Source organism: Prevotella sp. ne3005, assembly GCF_900110085.1.
Classification (GTDB): Bacteria; Bacteroidota; Bacteroidia; order Bacteroidales; family Bacteroidaceae; genus Prevotella.
On sequence record NZ_FOCK01000001.1, the window covers coordinates 388,740 to 408,722 of the forward strand.

Annotated in this window: 14 protein-coding genes; 4 read left to right on the forward strand and 10 right to left on the reverse strand. The window is 48.7% G+C overall.

The window, feature by feature from the left end:
• Nucleotides 1-2: 2 nt before the first annotated feature.
• The gene (locus tag BMY16_RS01500; RefSeq protein ID WP_091839097.1) at nucleotides 3-1,856 is read right to left on the reverse strand and encodes a DUF4954 family protein; all 1,854 of its coding nucleotides are present in this window, start codon (nucleotides 1,854-1,856) and stop codon (nucleotides 3-5) included.
• Nucleotides 1,857-2,004: 148 nt separating this feature from the next.
• The gene (hflX, locus tag BMY16_RS01505) at nucleotides 2,005-3,327 is read right to left on the reverse strand and encodes a GTPase HflX (protein ID WP_091839100.1); all 1,323 of its coding nucleotides are present in this window, start codon (nucleotides 3,325-3,327) and stop codon (nucleotides 2,005-2,007) included.
• 164 nt (nucleotides 3,328-3,491) lie between these two features.
• Here hflX and nagB point away from each other — a divergent pair, with 164 nt between their 5' ends.
• Together nagB and BMY16_RS01515 are read left to right on the forward strand one after the other, a co-directional pair.
• Nucleotides 3,492-4,286 carry a glucosamine-6-phosphate deaminase gene (nagB, locus tag BMY16_RS01510; RefSeq protein ID WP_091839103.1) on the forward strand — a complete coding sequence of 265 codons (795 nt, stop codon included), beginning with the start codon at nucleotides 3,492-3,494 and terminating at the stop codon, nucleotides 4,284-4,286.
• A 79-nt stretch (nucleotides 4,287-4,365) separates the two neighbouring features.
• Nucleotides 4,366-6,411, forward strand: a complete 2,046-nt coding sequence (locus tag BMY16_RS01515; protein WP_091839106.1) for a glycoside hydrolase family 97 protein — start codon at nucleotides 4,366-4,368, stop codon at nucleotides 6,409-6,411.
• A gap of 494 nt (nucleotides 6,412-6,905) precedes the next feature.
• Here the strand turns inward: BMY16_RS01515 and BMY16_RS01520 are convergent, their stop codons facing one another.
• The 7 genes from BMY16_RS01520 to BMY16_RS01550 form a co-directional block, all read right to left on the reverse strand.
• Nucleotides 6,906-8,927 carry a polysaccharide biosynthesis protein gene (locus tag BMY16_RS01520; protein ID WP_091839109.1) on the reverse strand — a complete coding sequence of 674 codons (2,022 nt, stop codon included), beginning with the start codon at nucleotides 8,925-8,927 and terminating at the stop codon, nucleotides 6,906-6,908.
• Complete coding sequence (gene wecB / locus BMY16_RS01525) at nucleotides 8,912-10,096, reverse strand: non-hydrolyzing UDP-N-acetylglucosamine 2-epimerase (protein WP_091839111.1); 1,185 nt, start codon at nucleotides 10,094-10,096, stop codon at nucleotides 8,912-8,914. The genes BMY16_RS01520 and wecB overlap by 16 nt, the downstream gene beginning before the upstream one ends.
• 65 nt (nucleotides 10,097-10,161) lie before the next feature.
• On the reverse strand, nucleotides 10,162-11,151 hold the full coding sequence (locus BMY16_RS01530; RefSeq protein WP_091839113.1) for an NAD-dependent epimerase/dehydratase family protein: 990 nt from the start codon (nucleotides 11,149-11,151) through the stop codon (nucleotides 10,162-10,164).
• A complete protein-coding gene (locus BMY16_RS01535; RefSeq protein WP_091839116.1) occupies nucleotides 11,148-12,278 on the reverse strand; it encodes a nucleotidyltransferase family protein in 1,131 nt (376 codons plus the stop codon). Before BMY16_RS01535 ends, BMY16_RS01530 begins: the two co-directional genes overlap by 4 nt.
• Before the next feature lie 32 nt (nucleotides 12,279-12,310).
• Nucleotides 12,311-13,450: an NAD-dependent epimerase/dehydratase family protein gene (locus BMY16_RS01540; RefSeq protein WP_091839119.1), complete on the reverse strand. Its 1,140-nt coding sequence runs from the start codon at nucleotides 13,448-13,450 to the stop codon at nucleotides 12,311-12,313.
• 120 nt (nucleotides 13,451-13,570) lie between these two features.
• A complete protein-coding gene (locus BMY16_RS01545) occupies nucleotides 13,571-14,305 on the reverse strand; it encodes a sugar phosphate nucleotidyltransferase (protein ID WP_091839121.1) in 735 nt (244 codons plus the stop codon).
• Between the two features lie 199 nt (nucleotides 14,306-14,504).
• Nucleotides 14,505-15,689 carry a GHMP family kinase ATP-binding protein gene (locus tag BMY16_RS01550; RefSeq protein ID WP_091839124.1) on the reverse strand — a complete coding sequence of 395 codons (1,185 nt, stop codon included), beginning with the start codon at nucleotides 15,687-15,689 and terminating at the stop codon, nucleotides 14,505-14,507.
• Nucleotides 15,690-15,919: 230 nt separating this feature from the next.
• On the opposite strand from BMY16_RS01550, the gene BMY16_RS01555 reads away from it, so the two are divergent.
• Both BMY16_RS01555 and BMY16_RS01560 read left to right on the forward strand, forming a co-directional pair.
• A complete protein-coding gene (locus BMY16_RS01555) occupies nucleotides 15,920-17,455 on the forward strand; it encodes an aldolase catalytic domain-containing protein (RefSeq protein WP_091839127.1) in 1,536 nt (511 codons plus the stop codon).
• 3 nt (nucleotides 17,456-17,458) lie between these two features.
• The gene (locus BMY16_RS01560; RefSeq protein WP_091839129.1) at nucleotides 17,459-18,157 is read left to right on the forward strand and encodes an acylneuraminate cytidylyltransferase family protein; all 699 of its coding nucleotides are present in this window, start codon (nucleotides 17,459-17,461) and stop codon (nucleotides 18,155-18,157) included.
• Here the strand turns inward: BMY16_RS01560 and BMY16_RS01565 are convergent.
• On the reverse strand, nucleotides 18,142-19,974 hold the full coding sequence (locus BMY16_RS01565) for a phosphatase PAP2 family protein (protein WP_170835965.1): 1,833 nt from the start codon (nucleotides 19,972-19,974) through the stop codon (nucleotides 18,142-18,144). The genes BMY16_RS01560 and BMY16_RS01565 overlap by 16 nt on opposite strands.
• Between the last annotated feature and the right edge of the window lie 9 nt (nucleotides 19,975-19,983).

Sequence of the window (19,983 nt, forward strand, 5' to 3'; positions counted from 1 at the left end):
TATTAATTTTCGTAATCTATTTCGTGGTCTAATTTTTCGACAAACTCATCGAAAACCTCCTTATCCACATCACCCATGGCGTACTCCTTCTCTGCATCCTTGCGGATCTCTGCAATCCAGGCACGGCGGGCCTTCACATAATCCTCACGAATACGCTCACAGGCTGCAGCATCGAGTTCCTCGAGATGATAGTAGTCGAGAATCATCTGATAACTCCATGCCCAACGGTACTCAGGGTAGTTATTATTAATCTCCGAGAAGCGATCCAGCACCTGCTGGATGTTATCGATGGCTCCGCTCTTGATATCATCAATCAGGCGCAGCTCCTCACTCTCAGGCAACAGCAGACCACTCAGGTCCACCCATTTACCCTTACCGATAGAGCTCACCGGCTGTCCGATATACCCCTCCTTCTGGGCACGCTTCAATACAGCACCCATATAGATTCTCAGGGCGATATCGTAATACTTCTGTCCCTTACGCAACGACGAGGCATTGATCACATACTCATGGAAGTTATAGGTCGACACGTTGTCACCCGAAGCCTCCCGCAGGGCCTTCAGGATATTGATACCCTCCATGATCTCACCCACGGTGAAAGGCGAGAGCCAGTCGAAGTTAATGATACTCTTCTTCGACTGCTTACTGCGCTTGTCACGCTTCGGCCATTTCTTGATATCACGATAGAGACCCACCGTCGTGATGTTACGCCCAGGCACGAGATAACAGTCGTCTCCATAGGCCACCAGATAGGAGAAGGGCAGGTTACGGGTATCAGGATGGTGCATCAGCTTACCAAAACAGACACTGAACGCGCCGATGGTGGCAGGCATCAGCACATAGGCACCCGAGGCGGTCTTCGTACCACGCTCCAGGGTGCCGTAATGCAACGGCCCCATCTTATAGGCATGGTTCGAGAAGTTGGTATTCGAACCGGCATTATAGAACGAGAACTCACCGCCAATCAACAGGGAGCTCTTATGGTGCGAAGCCGAGAACGGGCCGCAGAAGGCAGCACAGGCCTCACCATTGGCCATAAACGAGTTGGCAAAGAAGAGGCTGGCCTCAGCCGTAAAGCCGTTGGTAATCTGACAAGCCTCACCCACGAAACAGTCCTGCATCTTCACCGAGTTGTTGATCGAGCAACCGTCACAGATAATCGAGTTCTCACAGATCACACCCGTACCGATAAACACAGGGGCATCCATCGAACTCATCACCGTACACTCACTCAGGCGGGCAGCACCACTGATCTCACAGTCACCCTTGATGATGGTATTCGTGATATCCTTGGCATTGATGATCTTCACATTATTACCGATATAGCCACGGTCAGGACGCGATACGCGCAACTCATCCTCAATCATCTGTTGCAGACGCTGTTTCAGAGCCTTATCGCGCTCATGCTTCACCATCAGCGAAGCCACCTGACTGTTCAGTTCACGGAAGATGGTCACATTACCATCACCCATCTCGTTGAGCACGGAGATCACCGACCCCTCGCCATAAGTCGCATCGTCAGTAGTCTCCAACGTACAGATATTCGAGATATAACAGTCGTTACCGATGGTATAGTTATTGATATAGTTACCCACCTTCTCAATCAGGCAGTCGTTACCCACTGTGACATTCCTCAGGGTAGCATCATTGATACCAGAGTGCTTCACAAAGCCCTTGCTCACCTCCACCATCTTATGGAAGGAGCCCAGGCGGATATCACCATAGAAGATGACGCGATGGAAGTTATAAGGCTTAAAATCGTCAGCCACCATCACTCGCTGCCAGTCCTCTGCCCAACTGACGTTATGTTCCAAAACCTCAATCTCGTCTTGCGTTAAGTTTCTGTAATTATTCATACTTTTTATTCTTTATGCATTAAGCTTTAATCTTTAAGCTTTAATTTTACTTTTTTACTTTTTCGCTCGGCTTTGCCGCTTGGCTCCGCAAAGAATTTTCAAATCATAAAGCTTAAAGCTCAAAGCTCAAAGCTTAATGTTTCAATCTTCAATCTTCAATTGAATAAAGAAAGTCATTATACGGATACTTCTGTACGTGGAGTTCGCGCACGCGCTTGTAAAGCGTCTCGCGCAACTCATCGATATTCTCTTTCTTCTTCGCCGAAATAAAGAGGGGGGTGGTTGGGCGGGGAAGTTTCCCCATCCAGGTCTTCTTAAGCTCCTCGAGTGAGATATTCTCCTTCCCCATGGGTGTCAGGTCATCCTCCTCCTTCGGAGTCCACGTATAGGCATCTATCTTATTAAACACCAGCATGGCGGGTTTGTCGGCACAGCCCAGTTCCTTCAGGGTCTCCTCCACCACACGTATCTGGTCCTCGAAGTCGGGATGCGAGATATCCACCACATGCACCAGCAGATCGGCCTCACGCACCTCGTCGAGGGTACTCTTAAAACTCTCCACCAGGTCAGAGGGCAACTTACGGATAAACCCGACGGTATCAGCCAACAGGAACGGCAGGTTGTCGATGGTCATCTTTCTCACCGTCGTGTCGAGGGTGGCGAAGAGCTTATTCTCTGCAAACACCTCACTCTTGGCCAACAGGTTCATCATCGTACTCTTACCCACGTTGGTATAGCCCACCAGTGCCACACGGATCAGTCTGCCACGGTTCTTGCGTTGGGTGGTCTTCTGTTTGTCAATCTCTGCCAGACGCTGTTTCAACAAGGTGATACGCTGCAGGATGATTCTTCGGTCCATCTCCAACTGGGTCTCACCTGGGCCACGCAGACCCACAGAACCCTTACCGCCTCCGGAGCCAGATCCACCACCTTGTCGTTCCAGGTGGGTCCACAGTCTCTGCAGTCGGGGTAGCATATAGCGATGCTGGGCCAGTTCCACCTGAGCCTTCGCCTCTGCGGTCTGGGCCCTCATGGCAAAAATATCCAGAATCAGGGAGGTCCTGTCCAGGATCTTCACCTGCAGCTCCTGTTCGATATTCCGGATCTGCTTGGCACTCAGTTCATCGTCAAAGATTACCATACCCACAGGCTGTGGGGCGTTCGTCTCGTCCAACAGGCCCTCAGCAAAGAGCTGGGCATCCTGTTGATCCAGCCAGTCGTCATAGGCGTCCTGGCACTGTTTGATATATTGCTTGATTTCCTGCAGTTTTCCACTCCCCACATAGGTGGTCTGACTGGGTCCTCCCACCTTCTGGGTAAAGCGTTTCACAGTCACAGCCCCAGCCGTGTCTGCAAGAAACTCCAGTTCATCCAGATATTCCTTGGTCTTGGCCTCGTCCTGCTCCTTGGTGATCAGTCCCACCAGCACCGCAGTCTCCGCCTTCGCCTCTGATATTACAAATTCCTTCATACTGCATGCAAAGTTACGAATAAAAGTAAAAAGGTAAAAAAGTAAAAAGGTAAAAAAAATAAAAAACGCCCTCTTTAACTCCTTTTAACTCCTTTACTCCTTTATCTCCTAAAAAAAATTGTACTTTTGCACCAAATATTTTATAACCAAAAACAAAAATCATTATGAGAGTAATTATTCAGAACGATTATCAGAAGATGTCCCAGTGGGCAGCTAGCCACGTGATTGAGCGCATCAACCAGTTCAATCCCACCCCTGACCACAAGTTTGTACTCGGCCTGCCTACAGGTTCTTCACCCGTTGGCATGTACAATGCCCTTGTCGAGGCCAACCGTGCCGGAAAGGTATCCTTTAAGAATGTCATCACCTTCAACATGGACGAGTACGTGGGCCTGCCCGAGACTCATCCTGAGAGCTACCATGCCTTCATGGCCCGTAACCTCTTCGATCATATCGACTGTCCGAAGGAGAACATCCACATCCTCAATGGTAACGCTCCTGACCTCCAGGCCGAGTGTGCCCACTACGAGGAGATGATCCAAGAGGCCGGTGGTATCGACCTGTTCATCGGTGGTATCGGCCCCGATGGTCACATCGCCTTCAATGAGCCGGGTTCTTCCCTGCGCAGTAAGACCCGCATGAAGACCCTCACCACGGATACCCGTATTGCCAACTCCCGTTTCTTCGGTGGTAAGCCCGAGAACGTACCTGCCCACGCCCTCACTGTAGGTGTTGGTACAGTCATGGATGCCCGCGAGGTCATGATTCTGGCCAATGGTCACCTCAAGGCCCGTGCCCTGCAGGCAGCCATCGAGGGTTCTGTCAACCACATGTGGACCATCTCTGCCCTGCAGATGCACGAGCATGGTATCATCGTCTGCGATGAGGAGGCTGCCGATGAGCTGAAGGTTGCTACCTATAAGTATTTCAAGGACATCGAACAAGACAACATACTTTAAAGGTAAAAAAGTAAAAAGGTAAAAAATAGGGGCACGGATGGTGTATGATCGTTCGTGCCCATTTTAAATTTATATAGTTATGAAGATTTCAATAATAAGGGGTATCGGTATAAGGAAATGGATCTTACCTTTTTACCTTTTTACCTTTTTACCCTTACACGCTGATAATCTCAGCGTGTCCTCCCCCAACGGTCAACTCGTGGTGACGGTCTCTGAGACCGACGGAAACATCACCTATGCTGCCACGCTCAATGGCCAGCCAGTCATCACCCCCTCCGCCCTCGGCCTCAAAACCAACATCGCCTCCTTCACCGAAAATCTCTCAATCCTCCCCCCCAATCCTCCAAGCTCAAAGCTCAAAGCTCAAAGCTCAAAGCTAAATGCTCAAAGCTCAAAGCTAAATGCTCAAAGCTTAAAGCTCAATGCTCCATACCAAATGCGTGGCACGAAGGCCTCAAAAGCCAACTACCAAGCCAATCAACTAACCGTTGACCTCCAGAACAAAGCAGGCCAACGTCTCAGCATCATCTTCCAGGTGAGCGACAACGATATTGCCTTCCGCTATGTCCTCCCCCGTCAGAAAGTGGGTCACAAGGAGTACAAGCGCGCCTTGGTCTATGAGGAGCTGACCAGTTTCAACTTCCCCGATGGCACCACCACCTTTATCTCCCCGCAGATAGGCCCCGAGACAGGTTGGGAACAGACCAAGCCCTCTTACGAAGAAGGCTACTCTGCCGATGCCCCGATGGCCACCCCCTCCCAACACGGTCATGGCTACATCTTCCCCGCCCTGTTCCACCTCCCCAACGCTTGGGCGTTGGTCAGTGAGACTGGCGTTGGTTCCAACTACTGTGGCAGCCATCTCTCCGACTATCAGGCTGGCAAAGGCTACACCATCGCCTATCCTGACAAAGGCGAAAACAATGGCGTAGGCTCCGAGTTCGCAGGCATTCCCCTCCCGGGGGAGACACCTTGGCGCACCATCACTGTAGGTACCAGCCTCAAACCCATTGTAGAGACCACCATCAGCTACGACCTTGTAGAGCCCCTCTACGAACCCTCTACAGACTACAAACCCGGTCGTTACACTTGGAGCTGGCTCATCTGGCAGGACACCTCCATCAACTACGACGATCAGGTGAAATTCATCGACCTCGCTTCGGCCATGGGCTTTGAATACTGCCTTGTCGACAACTGGTGGGACACACAGATTGGTCGTGAGCGCATCGCAGAACTCTCCCGATATGCCCAGTCCAAAGGTGTACACCTATTATTATGGTATAACAGCAATGGTTATTGGAACGATGCCCCCCAAGGCCCGCGCAACTGCATGAACACCGCCATTGCCCGCGAACGGGAGATGAAATGGATGCAGTCCATTGGCATCAAAGGCATCAAGGTCGACTTCTTTGGAGGTGACAAACAGCAGACCATGCAGCTCTATGAGGACATCCTCTCTGATGCCAACCGCTATGGTCTGCAGGTAGTGTTCCATGGCTGTACCATCCCCCGTGGCTGGGAGCGCATGTATCCCAACTATGTGGCCTCCGAGGCTGTGCTGGCCTCCGAGAACGTGTTCTTCAACGAAGGGGCGGCCACCAAAGAGCCCTTCGACCTCACGCTCCATCCCTTCTGCCGCAATGCCACGGCCTCGATGGACTGGGGAGGCATCATCATGAACAAATACCTGTCTAAGGACAACAAGAGCCGCCATACCCGTAAGACCACCGACATCTTCGAGATGGCCTCAAGCATCATCATGCAGACCTCTGTCCAGTGTGTGGCCATCCAGCCCAACAACCTGGAGGAGCTCCCCCAGTTTGAGCTCGACTTCCTCCGTGACCTCCCCACCACTTGGGAAGAGACACGGTTTATCGATGGCTATCCCGGCAAGTATGTGGTCTTGGCTCGCAAGTCCGCAGCCACTGGCCAATGGTACATCGCCGGGCTCAACGCGCTCAAAGAGCCGTTGGCTCTTACGCTCGACCTAAGTTCCTTCGGACCTTTGTCGAGTCTTTACATCGACAATAAAAAAGGTGAGCCCACCCTTTCTCCTGTCAAGCCAGACAAGAAGGGACGTCTCAAGCTCACCCTCCAGCCCAACGGAGGTTTCATCATCAAGTGAAACCTCCGTTGGGCTGGCCCCCCTTACTAAGGGGTGGCCCTAAAGCAGGGTTGTTCATTCTCTGGCGCAGAGAATGAACCAAGAGACATCCACCCCCTCCAAGGCCTCCCCCTATATGGGGAGGATGCAACACTGAAAATCGCAGAAACCGACGATTTTCAGATCTACACCAAGGTAAAATCGACCATCAAAGGTCGATTTTGATTGAAAATAATCATGGCTCGCCCCGAAGGGGCACAGGCTTTGCGAGCCATACCAAAACTCTGAAAATGAGGGTCTCTCGAAATTTTCAGTTAAGTCCCTTGCCAAAGATTGGCGAGGGGTTTGGGGAGTGGTCTGAAGCCCTCTTGGCTAAGAGGGTTGGGTGATCGGTAAAAAGAAGTGCAGGGTATAACCCTGCGAAAGAGGGATGCAGGGGGAACCCTGCAAAACTCTCTAAGGCGGAGCCTTTCAGTATGAAGAACTTGCAAAAAGAAAGCAGAGCCTGCGCTCTGCTACTTTTTGTCCAGTGCTTCGTACTTGGGCGAATTCTCACTCTTATACTCTGGAACAATCTCCTTCATCTTCTTCACCGTCGCCATGTCATCATACTGCTTCGAGATGGCAATCAACTCATCAATATCCTTCGACACTTGATCAAAATCATACTCACGAACCTTGGCTATACGAATCTTCTCATGGAACGTCGGCTTCGTCTTCTCCTTGTCATTCAGCATCTCCTCATAGAGTTTCTCACCCTCACGAAGACCTGTATACTGAATCTCCACATTCTTCGCCCCAGAGAGCTTAATCATACGCTCTGCCAAGTCGGCAATCCTCACTGGCTGTCCCATATCAAAGATAAAGATCTCACCGCCATTTCCCTTGGTTCCAGCCTCCAGAACCAGTTTACAGGCCTCAGGAATCAACATGAAATAACGCACGATACGCTCATCCGTCACGGTCACGGGTCCACCCTTACGGATCTGCTCACGGAACAAGGGGATCACAGACCCATTCGAGCCCAGCACATTTCCAAAACGGGTGGTTACAAACTGGGTATATACATTCTTCTTACTGCTCTTGGCCTTCTTGGCCTTACGCACATCATCCAACTCCCGGAACTTGAGCTCACGATCGAGCGACTGCACATAAATCTCACAGATACGCTTGGAGCAACCCATCACATTCGTCGGGTTCACGGCCTTGTCTGTCGACACCATCACAAACTTCCTGACGCCGTACTTCACGCTCAGGTCGGCAATCACTTTTGTACCATAGATATTATTAAACACGGCCTCACAGGGGTTATCCTCCATCATAGGTACATGCTTATAGGCAGCCGCATGGAACACATAGTTGGGGCGGAAATCTCTGAAAAGTTTCTCCATATGTGCCATTTGACAGATATTCGCCACTACCGTCTTCGTCTCCACATTCGGGAATTCACTCGCCATCATCAATCTCACATCATGCTCAGGCGTCTCTGCAGAGTCAATCAGCAACATGGCTTCCGGTTGATAGGAGGCAATCTGGCGCACCATCTCAGAACCGATACTGCCAGCAGCACCTGTGATCATGATACGTTTATTAGTCAGCAGTTCTCCCACCGACTCCATATCCACCTTGATCTCGTTACGTGGAAGCAGGTCTTCTACTGAAACCTCCTTCAACTTCAGATCCGACATCATCTGCTGATTATCGGCCTCCGAGTTCATCTCAGCCGCACCCTGGGCTAGGAAGATCTTCACACCTACATCAATCAAATCGTCAAGCAGTTTCTGGTTCTGTCGTATCTCATCCACGCGGTTTGAAGCCACCAGCAACACCTCAATACGATTCTTCTCGGCAATCCAGGCGATATCGTCATACTGGCTATACACGCGTTCACCCATCAGTCGGTTATGCTTCAGTCTGGCATCATGCGAGATAAAGCCCTTGATGATATACTTCACAGGCCGCTGGTTACGGATATTCTTCGCCAACCCTACGCCCCCGTTCATCGCACCATATATCAGAGCCCTCGAGGCGCGCTTGTCATAGGCCGACACGTCATACAGGGCCTTGACCAGGATTCTTACAGCCCACATCAGCGAGGTGGAGATGATAAACATCAGCACGATTTCCCTGGTACGGAAATGCAACATCACATCCTCTGGCATTTCATATATGAGGTAATGCAGGCCCCATACCAACGCAAACGACAACAGGTTGGCATAGCACACCTTCAGCAGGTCTACAAACGAGGAGTATCGCACGATACCGGCATAAGTATGGAACGTTCTTACACCGATGATATTTGTCAACAAATACACAATCAGGGTATTCATCAGAGGGATGAAGTGTTCTATCACCCCATGATGCTCATTAAATATCCAATAGCTGAAGATACCTGATCCAAGTAGGATGATACCGTCGAGTGCAAAAATACACCAGTAAGGCAGCGCATTCTTACTGAAATACCATCTCAGCAGTTTGACCAATGGATTGTGAAGACGACGCTTTCTGATTCTATTCAGACCTAGAACTTTCTCCATACAAACTTATTAATTATTCCCGTGTAAGATTGTATAATCTTCACCACCTTCGTGGAGACATTCTCCTCAATATAATCCGGTACGGGAGTACCATAATCCCCATTCTGATTCATCGTCACAGCAGTCTCTACAGCCTGCAGCAACGAAGCCTCGTCGATACCTGCAATAAAGAAACACGCCTTATCCAGCGCCTCCGGCCTCTCGGTGCTTGTGCGGATACAAATGGCAGGGAACGGATGCCCCACGCTGGTAAAGAAGCTACTCTCCTCAGGCAGCGTCCCCGAATCACTCACCACGGCAAATGCATTCATCTGCAGGCAGTTATAATCGTGGAATCCCAGAGGCTCATGCTGAATCACGCGTTTATCCAAAGAGATCCTTCGACTGGGCTCAGGATGACTGGCGGCAGCCTCCAAACGCTTGCGGCTACGAGGATGGCACGAATACAGGATAGGCATATCATACTTCTCTGCCATCTTATTAATTGCTGTAAACAGGCTCAGGAAATTCTTCTCCGTATCGATATTCTCTTCACGGTGAGCGCTCAACAGGATATACTTACCCTTCTCCAGTCCCAGCCTCTGGTGGATATCACTAGCCTCAATCTCAGCCAGATTCTGGTGAAGTACCTCTGCCATCGGCGAGCCTGTCACATACGTCCGTTCCTTAGGCAAACCGCAATCAGCCAGATAGCGGCGGGCATGCTCACTGTACGCCATATTCACATCGCTGATAATATCCACGATACGTCGGTTCGTCTCCTCTGGCAGACACTCGTCCTTACATCGGTTACCTGCCTCCATGTGGAAGATGGGGATATGCAGGCGCTTCGCTCCGATCACGCTCAGACACGAATTCGTATCGCCCAACACCAGCACTGCGTCGGGTTTCGTCTCCACCATCACCTTATAGCTTTTATCGATAATGTTTCCCATGGTAGCGCCGAGGTCATCGCCCACAGCCTCCATATAGATATCCGGATCTGCCAGTTTCAGGTCCTTGAAGAACACCCCATTCAGGTTATAATCATAATTCTGTCCGGTGTGGGCCAAAAGCGTATCGAAATACTGTCTGCACTTATTAATCACCGCTGCCAGTCGGATAATCTCCGGCCTGGTCCCCACGATAATCAATAGTTTCAGTTTTCCGTTATTTTTAAATTGTTTCATCGATGATTCATGTAATTTCTTGCAAAAGTACGAATAATCGAGCAAAAAACCAAATAAAAAGGCTTTTATTTTTTGTTTTCGAACGCCTTTATCGTCTTATACAACCCATCCTTAGCCCTCACAGGCAGCTGTTCAATGCCCAAAGCCCTCTTAATCTTCGCATTCGACGACACATAATTCTCCGTCAGTTTCCGAAGGCGTTCGGGATTCAAGGGCAGATGCAGTATACCGCCAATCCTTGCGATGCCCTCCATCAATCCCCGGGGGACTCTCCAGATATGTGCCTTCTTGCCCAGGGCCGAGCAGATAATCTCTATCAGCTCATTGGTCGACACGGCCTCATCGTCATTGATATGATAAATGCCACTCTCCACCTCCTTGGTCAACAGTCCATGGACGATGTAGCAGACATTATCGATCGAAGTAAACGTCCGTTTGTTCTCAAACGCACCCAGTGGCCAGGGGATACCCCTCTTCACCACGCCATACAGCAGATTCAGGTTCCCCTTATTCCCCGGCCCATGAATCATACACGGCCTCAATATATACGTCCTCTTGTCATCTCGACACCCTTTATTGTCATCTCGACACCCTTTATTGTCATCTCGACCGAAGTGGAGAGATCTCATTATATAGTGTTCCGCCTCGATCTTGCTCTCCCCATACGGGCCCACCGGCTTAGGCTCCACATTCTCATCCACATACGCCCCCTCTACTCGATCCGCAGCAGCCTTCACCGAACTAAAAAACACAAACCTCCTCGCACTCGAAGCCAGGAAATAATCATAGATCCGCTTCGTCAGTTCGGTATTCACCTGGAAATACACCTCTGCCTGACTCTGATTCTTCGTATCATGTGCCTTTCCAGCCAGATGGATGATCGCATCCACCTCTGGGAGCACTCCATGCGCCAGATCATCCCAGGAGAAGGTCTTAACCACGCCCTCCCTCTCAGGACTGACAATATCCAGCCCATAAATCTCAAAATCCTTCGATAGGGCCTTCACCAGATTCGTCCCCACGAAACCATGTATTCCTGTTATTAATACTCTCACTCTAATGATAATCGCCCGCGCTTGACTCTCGCGGGTATGGTCTTAATAAAAAACGAAACATACATCAACTCTATCCAGAAAGCCTCACTGAAGTCGAAGCGAAACATCTTCAGTCGATGTTGATGCTTGGCAAGGATACGCCTCCCAAGTCCATGCTGCTTATCCGGATGATAACGCCCAAAGTTGCCTCCATCCATCATCTGCTGCCACAGCATTTGGCCACGTCTTTCATCCCTCGGCGCTATCAGGAGATCCTCCTCCAGCCCCAACTTCTCATGCAGCACCCACATCATGGCCTCTGCTGTATGTTGGAGTCCATAGCGCTTCAAACCATCGACGACCTCAGCTCTCAGACTATTGGTGTCAGACTTCAGCAAAAAATAAAAATCTATCAGCTGCCTCATGCCTACCCCTTCACTCACCAGATGCCTCTGGATATGGGCCAACTGCATCACCAATGCAAACGCCAGGCTCGGCACCCTAAATCCCTCTCTCACGAGCTCATTCTCCTGATGGATCTCTTCCTCCAGAAAAACCTGCAATCGGCGATTCGTAAAAGGATTGATATTCCCTGACGAGGGCAGGAAGTGCACCTCCACATCTATACCATGCTCATTCTCATTCTTCGACAAATGGATATGATGGCGCGACACGGTGGTATCACCATCAAAGCTATACTTCGCGATGTTCCCTTTCAACAGTCCCAGCTGTCTGGCGGTCTCTATCACCTTCTCCTGTCCACCGCTCACCCAGATATCGATATCTCCGGGCTGTCTCGACATCTTATCGGGATACAGCCTCGCATTCGCTTGGCCTTTCAAGATGGCAGTCCGATGGCCCGCATCTTCAAACAGTTTGGTCAACCGGGCAGCCTCCCGGTTCATCAACTCATTCTGTGCTTTCACCTGCTCGCTCAGGGCCAGCCACTCATAGACCAATCCCACAGGTGCCTTTTGTCCAGCCCGGCTCAATCGATCCAATGCTGGAAAAGCAAAAGCCGTCACCGCTTGCATCTGGCACACACGAAAGAGCATCCTCCACTCCTTCTCAGAAGGACACTCCGAAAGCGCCCCCCTCATCCCAAGTGCCACCTGCATCAGCTCTAAGAGAAGTCCCTCTCTTCCCATTTTCCAGCTCCTTTCATATCCATTTTGTCATCTCATCCGAGAGAGTTATTATATTCCTTATACCACTCCGCAAACTTCCTTAATCCCTCCCTCAACGTTATCTTGGGTGTAAACCCGAAATCACGCTCAAGAGCAGTGGCATCGGCATACGTCGTTGGCACATCTCCTGGCTGCATGGGAACCAGTTCCTTGTGGGCCTCAAAGTCGAAATCTGAGGGAAGGACACCGGCACGAACCAGTTCTTCCTGCAGGATATTCACAAAATCCAACAAATTCTCTGGCTGACCACCACCAATATTATAGATTGCATACGGCGGAATCGGCAGGCCGTCTTCTCCTTTCTTACGTTCAGGAGCGCCCTGCATCACGCGCACGATACCCTCCACAATGTCATCCACGTAGGTAAAATCGCGTCTGCAGTTGCCATAGTTAAAGATCTTGATAGTCTCACCCTTCAGCAACTTATTCGTAAAGCCAAAATAAGCCATATCAGGACGACCTGCAGGGCCATATACCGTAAAGAATCGTAAGCCCGTGGTAGGGATATCATACAGTTTCGAATAACAATGCGCAAACAGCTCGTTGCTCTTCTTCGTAGCTGCATACAGCGATACAGGATTATCCACGCGGTCATCCGTCGAGAACGGCACTTTCTTGTTGCCACCATAAACTGAGCTGGACGAAGCGTAAACAAGGTGTTGCACCCCTCGATATGGTTGAGATTTCTCCACGTTGGTCGAAATGACACTATCCCCTTTGTCATCTCGAGCGTAGTCGAGAGATCTCCTACACGCCTCGAGAATATTATAGAATCCCATCATATTGCTCATGATATACGCATCCGGATTCTCAATCGAATACCTTACACCAGCCTGTGCAGCCAGATTCACCACCACATCAAACTGATACTCCGCAAAGAGCTTATCTATCAATGCCTTGTCAGCGATATCACCTTTTACAAAGAAATATTTAATCCCCGCAGGCACCACCCTCTCCAATTCCTTGAGTCGATACTCCTTCAGCGACACGTCATAATAGGAATTCATATTGTCTATATTGACAATTGTCGTTCCCTTCGTATCAGCAATCAGTCTCTTTATCAAGTTTGAGCCTATAAATCCAGCTCCTCCAGTCACCAATATGGTCTTATTGTCTAAATTTACTTTTTCCATTATATAATTAGTTTTTAAATCTTTAATAATATATCATCCCCCTTTGAAGGGAACCCTGCATTATAGCCGCCCCTTAGCAAGGGGCTCTAAATCTCGGAGCGAGCGAGAAAATGAATAAAATTATCCAAACCTCCGTTTGGCCTCCTCATAGGTGTCGATTGACCCAATATCAAATCGACCACCTGTCATTCTCCAGGCATGGAGAACCGTATTCTCAACCATATAATGGGCGAGATTCCCCGGAGCATCCTTCCCACACCCATTCTCGACAGAATGCCTGACGAGATCAAGATCCTTCTTCAGATAGATATAGAATGGCGGTACAGCCCAATGGCTCTTCGGCACTTGTGGTTTCTCCTCCATCCCCAGCACCCGATAATTCTCATCCAACTCTACGACACCCGTCCTCTGCAACTTCTCAATCGAAGGCTGCTCATGACACATGATGCAGCTCGTTCCCTTCTCCCGAGCAAAATCCACAAACTCCTGGAACGAGAAAAACAGCAGATTATCTGCTGCCACAACCAACAAATCATCATCGATGTGCAATTTATCCATTGCGAACAGCAAATCACACACTGCCCCCAGTCGCGTCTCATTCGTCTCCGTCCCATCATCCACAATGGTAATGGGCTTCTTCAATCTTCCATCTTCAATCTTCCATTTATCGAAAATGGGAGCGAAGCGATGATTTGAGATAATAATATGTTCATCCACATCATCAATCTTATCAATGTCGTCTAACATCCTTCCCAAGATAGTACTCTCCCCTATCTTCAGCAACGGTTTAGGGAAATTCTTTGTCAGTTCCCCAAGTCTGGTTGCATATCCAGCAGCAATAACTATATTCTTCATAAACTTCTATTATTCATAAAACAATCATCGCTCGCCCTTTAGGGCACAGGCTTTGCGAGCGATACCAAAACCTTGACGAAGGGCGGTCTCTGCCCGAAGTCAATTGCATCCTTCCCTTGGGGGAAGGCCTTGGTGGGGGGAATGTCTCTTTTCGTTCTTTTCTCTGCGCCAGAGAAAAGGACATAACCTTCCTATCGCTTCATACGAAGCGAGCTCCATCATCACTCTTACAGAAATACACCTTAAACGAGTTCTTATACTGCGGGAACTGCTCCAAGTACTTTTCTGTTATTTCTTTCTCTATCTGCTCCTTCTTTGCTGGATCAACGAGGGCTATGCATGCCCCTTTGAATCCAGCACCGCTAAACCTGCCTCCATAGATGCCATCCGTAGTGAGCATAGCATTATAAATAGCAATCAATTCCGGACTTCCACACTCATAATTATGTATAGAACTCTCACATGAAGCCTTAGACAGGCTGCCAAACCACTCCAGATTTCCTGTTTCCCAAGCAGTGATACCTTCTCTCACACGCTTATGCTCTGAGAAAAAATGCTCCGCTCTGCGTGCAAACCTCGGCGGCATCTTGTCACGATGAATCTTAAACATATTCTCGCTCACATCCCTCAAGAAGGTCTTATTCTGCTCCTTTAGTGGTATATTCTCGTACGCCTGCACCAACCAAGCAGCAGTCTTACACTCAGCCACTCTCAGGTTATAGTCGCTGCCCATCAGGCTACGGGTTAATCCTGAAAAGAAGATTCCGAGTTCAAAGTCTGGCATGTTGGCAGCCTTGGGTATCAGTCGATACTCATTACTCTCACAATCCAGCATCAGCAGATGGTCTTTCTTACCCAATGCGATACAAGCCTGGTCAAGCATGCCGTTGTTCAGCCCGATATACTCACGTTCAGCCTCCGAAGCAATCTTCATCACCTCAAAAGCCTCCAGCTGTATGCCATTTGCTTTGGCGAACGCCATCACATAGGCTATCAACACAGCTGCGCTACTACTGAGACCGCCCACGGGAATGGAGCCTTTGATGGTTCCTGTAATACCCTTCTGGAGCTTGAAGCGCTTTTGCAGGGCAAACTTGGCACCACGTGCATAATCGCCCCAGTCGCCCTGCTTTACCAGTGCCGGTGTAGCAATATCAAACTCCACCACTCCATCAAACGTCTGGCTCTCCAAATGCACATGGCTTTCCAGATAATTTTCAATTTTCCATTTTCCATTTTCAATTTGTGAACTTCCATTCACATTGAACCACAAGTCCACGCCTTTATCAATCGCAAATCCCGTCACCAGTCCATGCTGGTGATCCACATGTGCCCCCAATGGACACACGCGGTACGGGCTAAAAATATGATACTGATACTCCATATTGCCTGCAAAGATAGTGTAATTCGAGCGAAATACCAAATTTTAATATGAGTTTTTCCGAGAAGCAGCCTATCTTCGACCAAATTTTTGGGGCGAAGGTAAATAAATTCTTTGTTAAAATGACAAGAGTTTGCAGAATAATTCCTAACTTTGCAGGCGGTATGGAGGCTGACACTCTTTAGACGAAATTTGGAAAAGACATTTATATTGGATTAAAATGTAAAACTGTCATGGTAAAACTCTTAGACTGCACTCTCCGTGACGGAGGGTATTATACAGATTGGGATTTTGATTCTAAGATAGTAGATGAATACATCTTAGCGATGAATCAATTGCCGATAGACTACCTTGAGGTGGGATATCGTAACAACCCGAGTAAGGAATATCTTGGCAAGTTTGCCTATACACCAGTTTCTGTATTGAAGCATCTTCGTGAGTTAAGCACAAAGAAACTGGCGGTCATGCTAAATGAGAAGAGTACCAAACCTGAAGACCTTCATATGCTGCTTGATTCCATGAAGGGGCTTGCAGATATGGTTCGAATAGCCATTGATCCAAAGAACTTTGATAGAGCAGTTGTACTGGCAAAGGTAATCAAGGCCATGGGATTTGAGGTCGGTTTCAATTGCATGTACATGAGCTGTTGGCTGACGGATTATCCTAACTTCTTGAAAAAGCTAAGCCAGATCAATGGTGTGGCCGACTTATTTTGTATGGTGGACAGTTTTGGTGGTATGACACCAAAGGAATTAACTACTATTATAAAAGAAGTGATGGCCAATACCACAGTTCCTATTGGTTTTCACGGCCACAACAACCTTCAACTGGGGCTTATTAATACGCTTACAGCTATTGATCTTGGGGTGGATTATGTAGATTGTACCATTCTTGGCATGGGTCGTGGCGCAGGCAATCTGAACACAGAATTGCTACTCACAGTTTTAAATGCACATCAAGGTCTTGAGGTGGATTTAAATGTGCTGGGAGATGTCATTACTGCATTTACACCTCTTTATGAGAAATACAGATGGGGAACTCAACTTCCTTATATGATTTCCGGAGCAAACTCCATACCCCAGAAAGAGGTAATGGAATTGGTGACAAACCGTGTCTATTCATTCAATAGCATCGTTCGTGGTTTGCAGAATCGTAAGGACAAAGTGAAGGACAATGCCAAATATCCTATACTGGAAGAGAAGAACTACGAGAATGTGATTATCTTTGGTGGTGGTCAGTCCCCAATAGAGCATTTGGATGGTATTATTGATTTCATCAAACAAACGAAGAATATCGCTTTGGTATTTGCAACAGCTCGTCATGTAGGTAAATTTCTCAATATAGATGCGCCACAATATTATTGTCTCTTGGGCCGTGAGGCTAAGCGTCTGAAAGCTAATGTGAGTTCAGATCAGTTTAAGGCCACATGCGTATTGCATCCATATCCCAGAAAGTTAGGTACAGATGTGCCAGAATACGCAGAGAAGGCAACTTACGAACTACCTAAGATTGAGTTTACAACGGAATTTCAGGATTCTTGCACAACCTTAGCTATCCAGACGGCTTTGAATATCTGCAAGGGCAACATCTATATTGTTGGATATGATGGTTATCTTGGCAGTGTATTGTCTGAGAAGGAAGTTGCTCTGACTAATGAAAACATGGCACTCTTTCAAGATTATGCGAATTATACAGGAAGGAAAATGAAGTCATTGACTCCTTCTTTGTATCCAGAACTTGAAGTTGAATCCATTTATCAGTTTATATAACCGATGAAAGAAAGAATATCATTCTTCTTGCCCACACGTAAGGGTAGTGAGCGCGTAAAGAATAAGAATACAAAGCCCTTTGCAGGCATTGAAGGTGGTTTGATGGAGAACAAAATCAAGCAGCTGGTGGAAACCAAAATGCTGGATGAAATCATTCTCTCTACCAATGATGAGACCTGCATGGCTATTGCAGAGAAATATGCCGTTAAAGACAGCAGAATAAAAATCATTCCACGCCCTGATGAGCTGTGCCTTAGTAGCACCAATCTTCAAGACTTGATTTGCTATGTTCCAACTATTACGGATGCCGAGCACATCCTGTGGGGACACGTGACAACTCCTCTTGCTGGCGCAGACCAGTATGATGCAGGAATCCAGTTGTATTTGGACAATCTTCAGAACGGCTTTGATTCTTTGGTGGGTGTAACGGAGTTGAAGAACTTCCTGTTGAACAAAGAGGGTAAGTTGGTAAACAATACCACAGATATTCCTTGGCCTCGTACTCAGGACTTAGAGCCTCTTTATCCTATCAACCACACGATGTTCCTGGCGAAGCGTGAAGTGTATGTGGAGCAGAAGAACCGTTTAGGCAAAAAGATTCTACTTCATGTAATGGATGAACTCCATTCATTTGACATTGATTGGCCAGATGACTTTGTGATTGCAGAAATGATGTATAAGAACCTTTACGGGAACCTATAGACCACATCCACGGTATTCCCGCTGGTGCCAACGGCAACATGACTTCCTTTGCCCAGCAGTTTATCGCTCGCCCACCATGTCAGTTCTGCGGCACCAAAGCCAAGCGCAGCTCCAGCTACCACGTCATACCAGTGATGATGATCATTCACAACCCTTTCCACGCCTATGGCGGTAGCGGCGGCATAGCCGGCAATCGGAATCCAGATACAGTCTTTCCTGAACTCCTTGTCTAACGACCTCGCTGCAGCAAAAGCCATCGAAGCATGTCCTGAGGGGAACGACTTATGATCCGAATGGTCCGGTCTTTCCTCATTCACCACTGCCTTCAGGACAGTCTTTCCGATATAGGCAACGCCTACCGAAGCGACGGTATTCACGGCAAAACGCGGCCAATTATGCCCCGTCAACGGCTGTAAATAAGCCTTCCGCTTCTCCTCCGCATCACGATAGAACATATTATGTCCGATGTCATATCTGACACCGAAGTCAATATCGAAAAATCCATTTGTTCCTGCTGCCACCTCCATGCCAGTAGTGCTCACGCCCATGCCTTCGCTCGTGGTCACCTGATAGCCCAGCGCTCCGAACAGGCTCCATCGGTCATTCAGCCGATACGTCTCTTCCAGGCCCAAGCCTCCCAGCGGAGATCCTGACCCCTCCACAAACTGCGTGATGATACCCATCCTCAAATAGGCCGACGTATGCCATTTCCGCTCCGGGTCATAGCCCGAAAACGCATTGGTCAGGTTCACCATCGCATCCAACGACACTGCTGCCAATCCGCCTTTCTTATAATTCTGCTTCGGATCGTCTACTGGCGAAACCCATTCCAGTCCATTGTTCGGAATCAGTCCATTATCCCACTGCACACGCACCTTCAGTCCATACTCCGGCGTGAACCATTTTCCCATAGCGCCATTCAGTCCGAACGTCAAGCCCTTGGGGATCACCTTCCCGAAATTACACCCGTAAGGATTCAGCAAGCTCATATCCAGGCCCGCCTGCACAAACCAGTTATCCCAAATCCCATTCGTCAGCACCGCGTGCTCATCCCCTTTTACCTTTTCGCTCGGCTTTGCCGCTTGGCTAGTCCTGGAATTTTCAATTTTCAATTTTCCATTTTCAATTTTCTTTCGTCCCAGCTCAACCTGCGCTCCAATCCCAATCGTCAGGTATCCGTTGGAATTCGATCCCGTTCCGGTTCCTTCAACCTTCTCTGCCCCCACGAATCCACTACCGGTCATGATATAGGCAATATCCCCATACACGCTCCACCTGTCACTGATCCGATAAGTATTCAGCAGTCCGAGACCAGCATTCAGGGCACCCTTCGATACACCGAAATTATAATTCACACCAATCCTCGGATAAAGGCTCGCATTCCATTTCCTCTCCGGCCGATAGGTCCCGAAGAAATTATGCAGATTAAACAGGGCATCAGCATAAGCAGCGATATAGCCGCCTTTCTCCCGGTTCACCCCCGGTTGATAAAACGGGGCCAACCAGTTGGCGTGATCATTCTCCAACAGCGGCAACTTATTCTCCCAATTAAACTTCCCTCGGAGGCCCACCTGGTGAGAAAACCACTTACCTACTGCCAGATCCAGTCCGAACGACTTGCCATTGGGAAACACCTTCGAAAAATCATACCCATACGGATTCTGCAGCGTCATGTCCAGACCCACCTGAACAAACCAGTCCTTCCAGAACCCGTCAGCAACGATTACATTCTCTGAGGCGTTATAACCATTAACCTTGCCTCCTTCACCATCAACCGTTTCAAACACCTGTGCCTCTGCACAAAGACAACTTGCCACAAGGGCAAC

Coding starts and splice junctions, on each gene's coding strand:
- BMY16_RS01500 (WP_091839097.1), bottom strand. CDS start 1,856: ATGAATAATTACAGAAACTTAACGCAAGACGAGATTGAGGTTTTGGAA.
- hflX (WP_091839100.1), bottom strand. CDS start 3,327: ATGAAGGAATTTGTAATATCAGAGGCGAAGGCGGAGACTGCGGTGCTG.
- nagB (WP_091839103.1), top strand. CDS start 3,492: ATGAGAGTAATTATTCAGAACGATTATCAGAAGATGTCCCAGTGGGCA.
- BMY16_RS01515 (WP_091839106.1), top strand. CDS start 4,366: ATGAAGATTTCAATAATAAGGGGTATCGGTATAAGGAAATGGATCTTA.
- BMY16_RS01520 (WP_091839109.1), bottom strand. CDS start 8,927: ATGGAGAAAGTTCTAGGTCTGAATAGAATCAGAAAGCGTCGTCTTCAC.
- wecB (WP_091839111.1), bottom strand. CDS start 10,096: ATGAAACAATTTAAAAATAACGGAAAACTGAAACTATTGATTATCGTG.
- BMY16_RS01535 (WP_091839116.1), bottom strand. CDS start 12,278: ATGGGAAGAGAGGGACTTCTCTTAGAGCTGATGCAGGTGGCACTTGGG.
- BMY16_RS01540 (WP_091839119.1), bottom strand. CDS start 13,450: ATGGAAAAAGTAAATTTAGACAATAAGACCATATTGGTGACTGGAGGA.
- BMY16_RS01545 (WP_091839121.1), bottom strand. CDS start 14,305: ATGAAGAATATAGTTATTGCTGCTGGATATGCAACCAGACTTGGGGAA.
- BMY16_RS01550 (WP_091839124.1), bottom strand. CDS start 15,689: ATGGAGTATCAGTATCATATTTTTAGCCCGTACCGCGTGTGTCCATTG.
- BMY16_RS01555 (WP_091839127.1), top strand. CDS start 15,920: ATGGTAAAACTCTTAGACTGCACTCTCCGTGACGGAGGGTATTATACA.
- BMY16_RS01560 (WP_091839129.1), top strand. CDS start 17,459: ATGAAAGAAAGAATATCATTCTTCTTGCCCACACGTAAGGGTAGTGAG.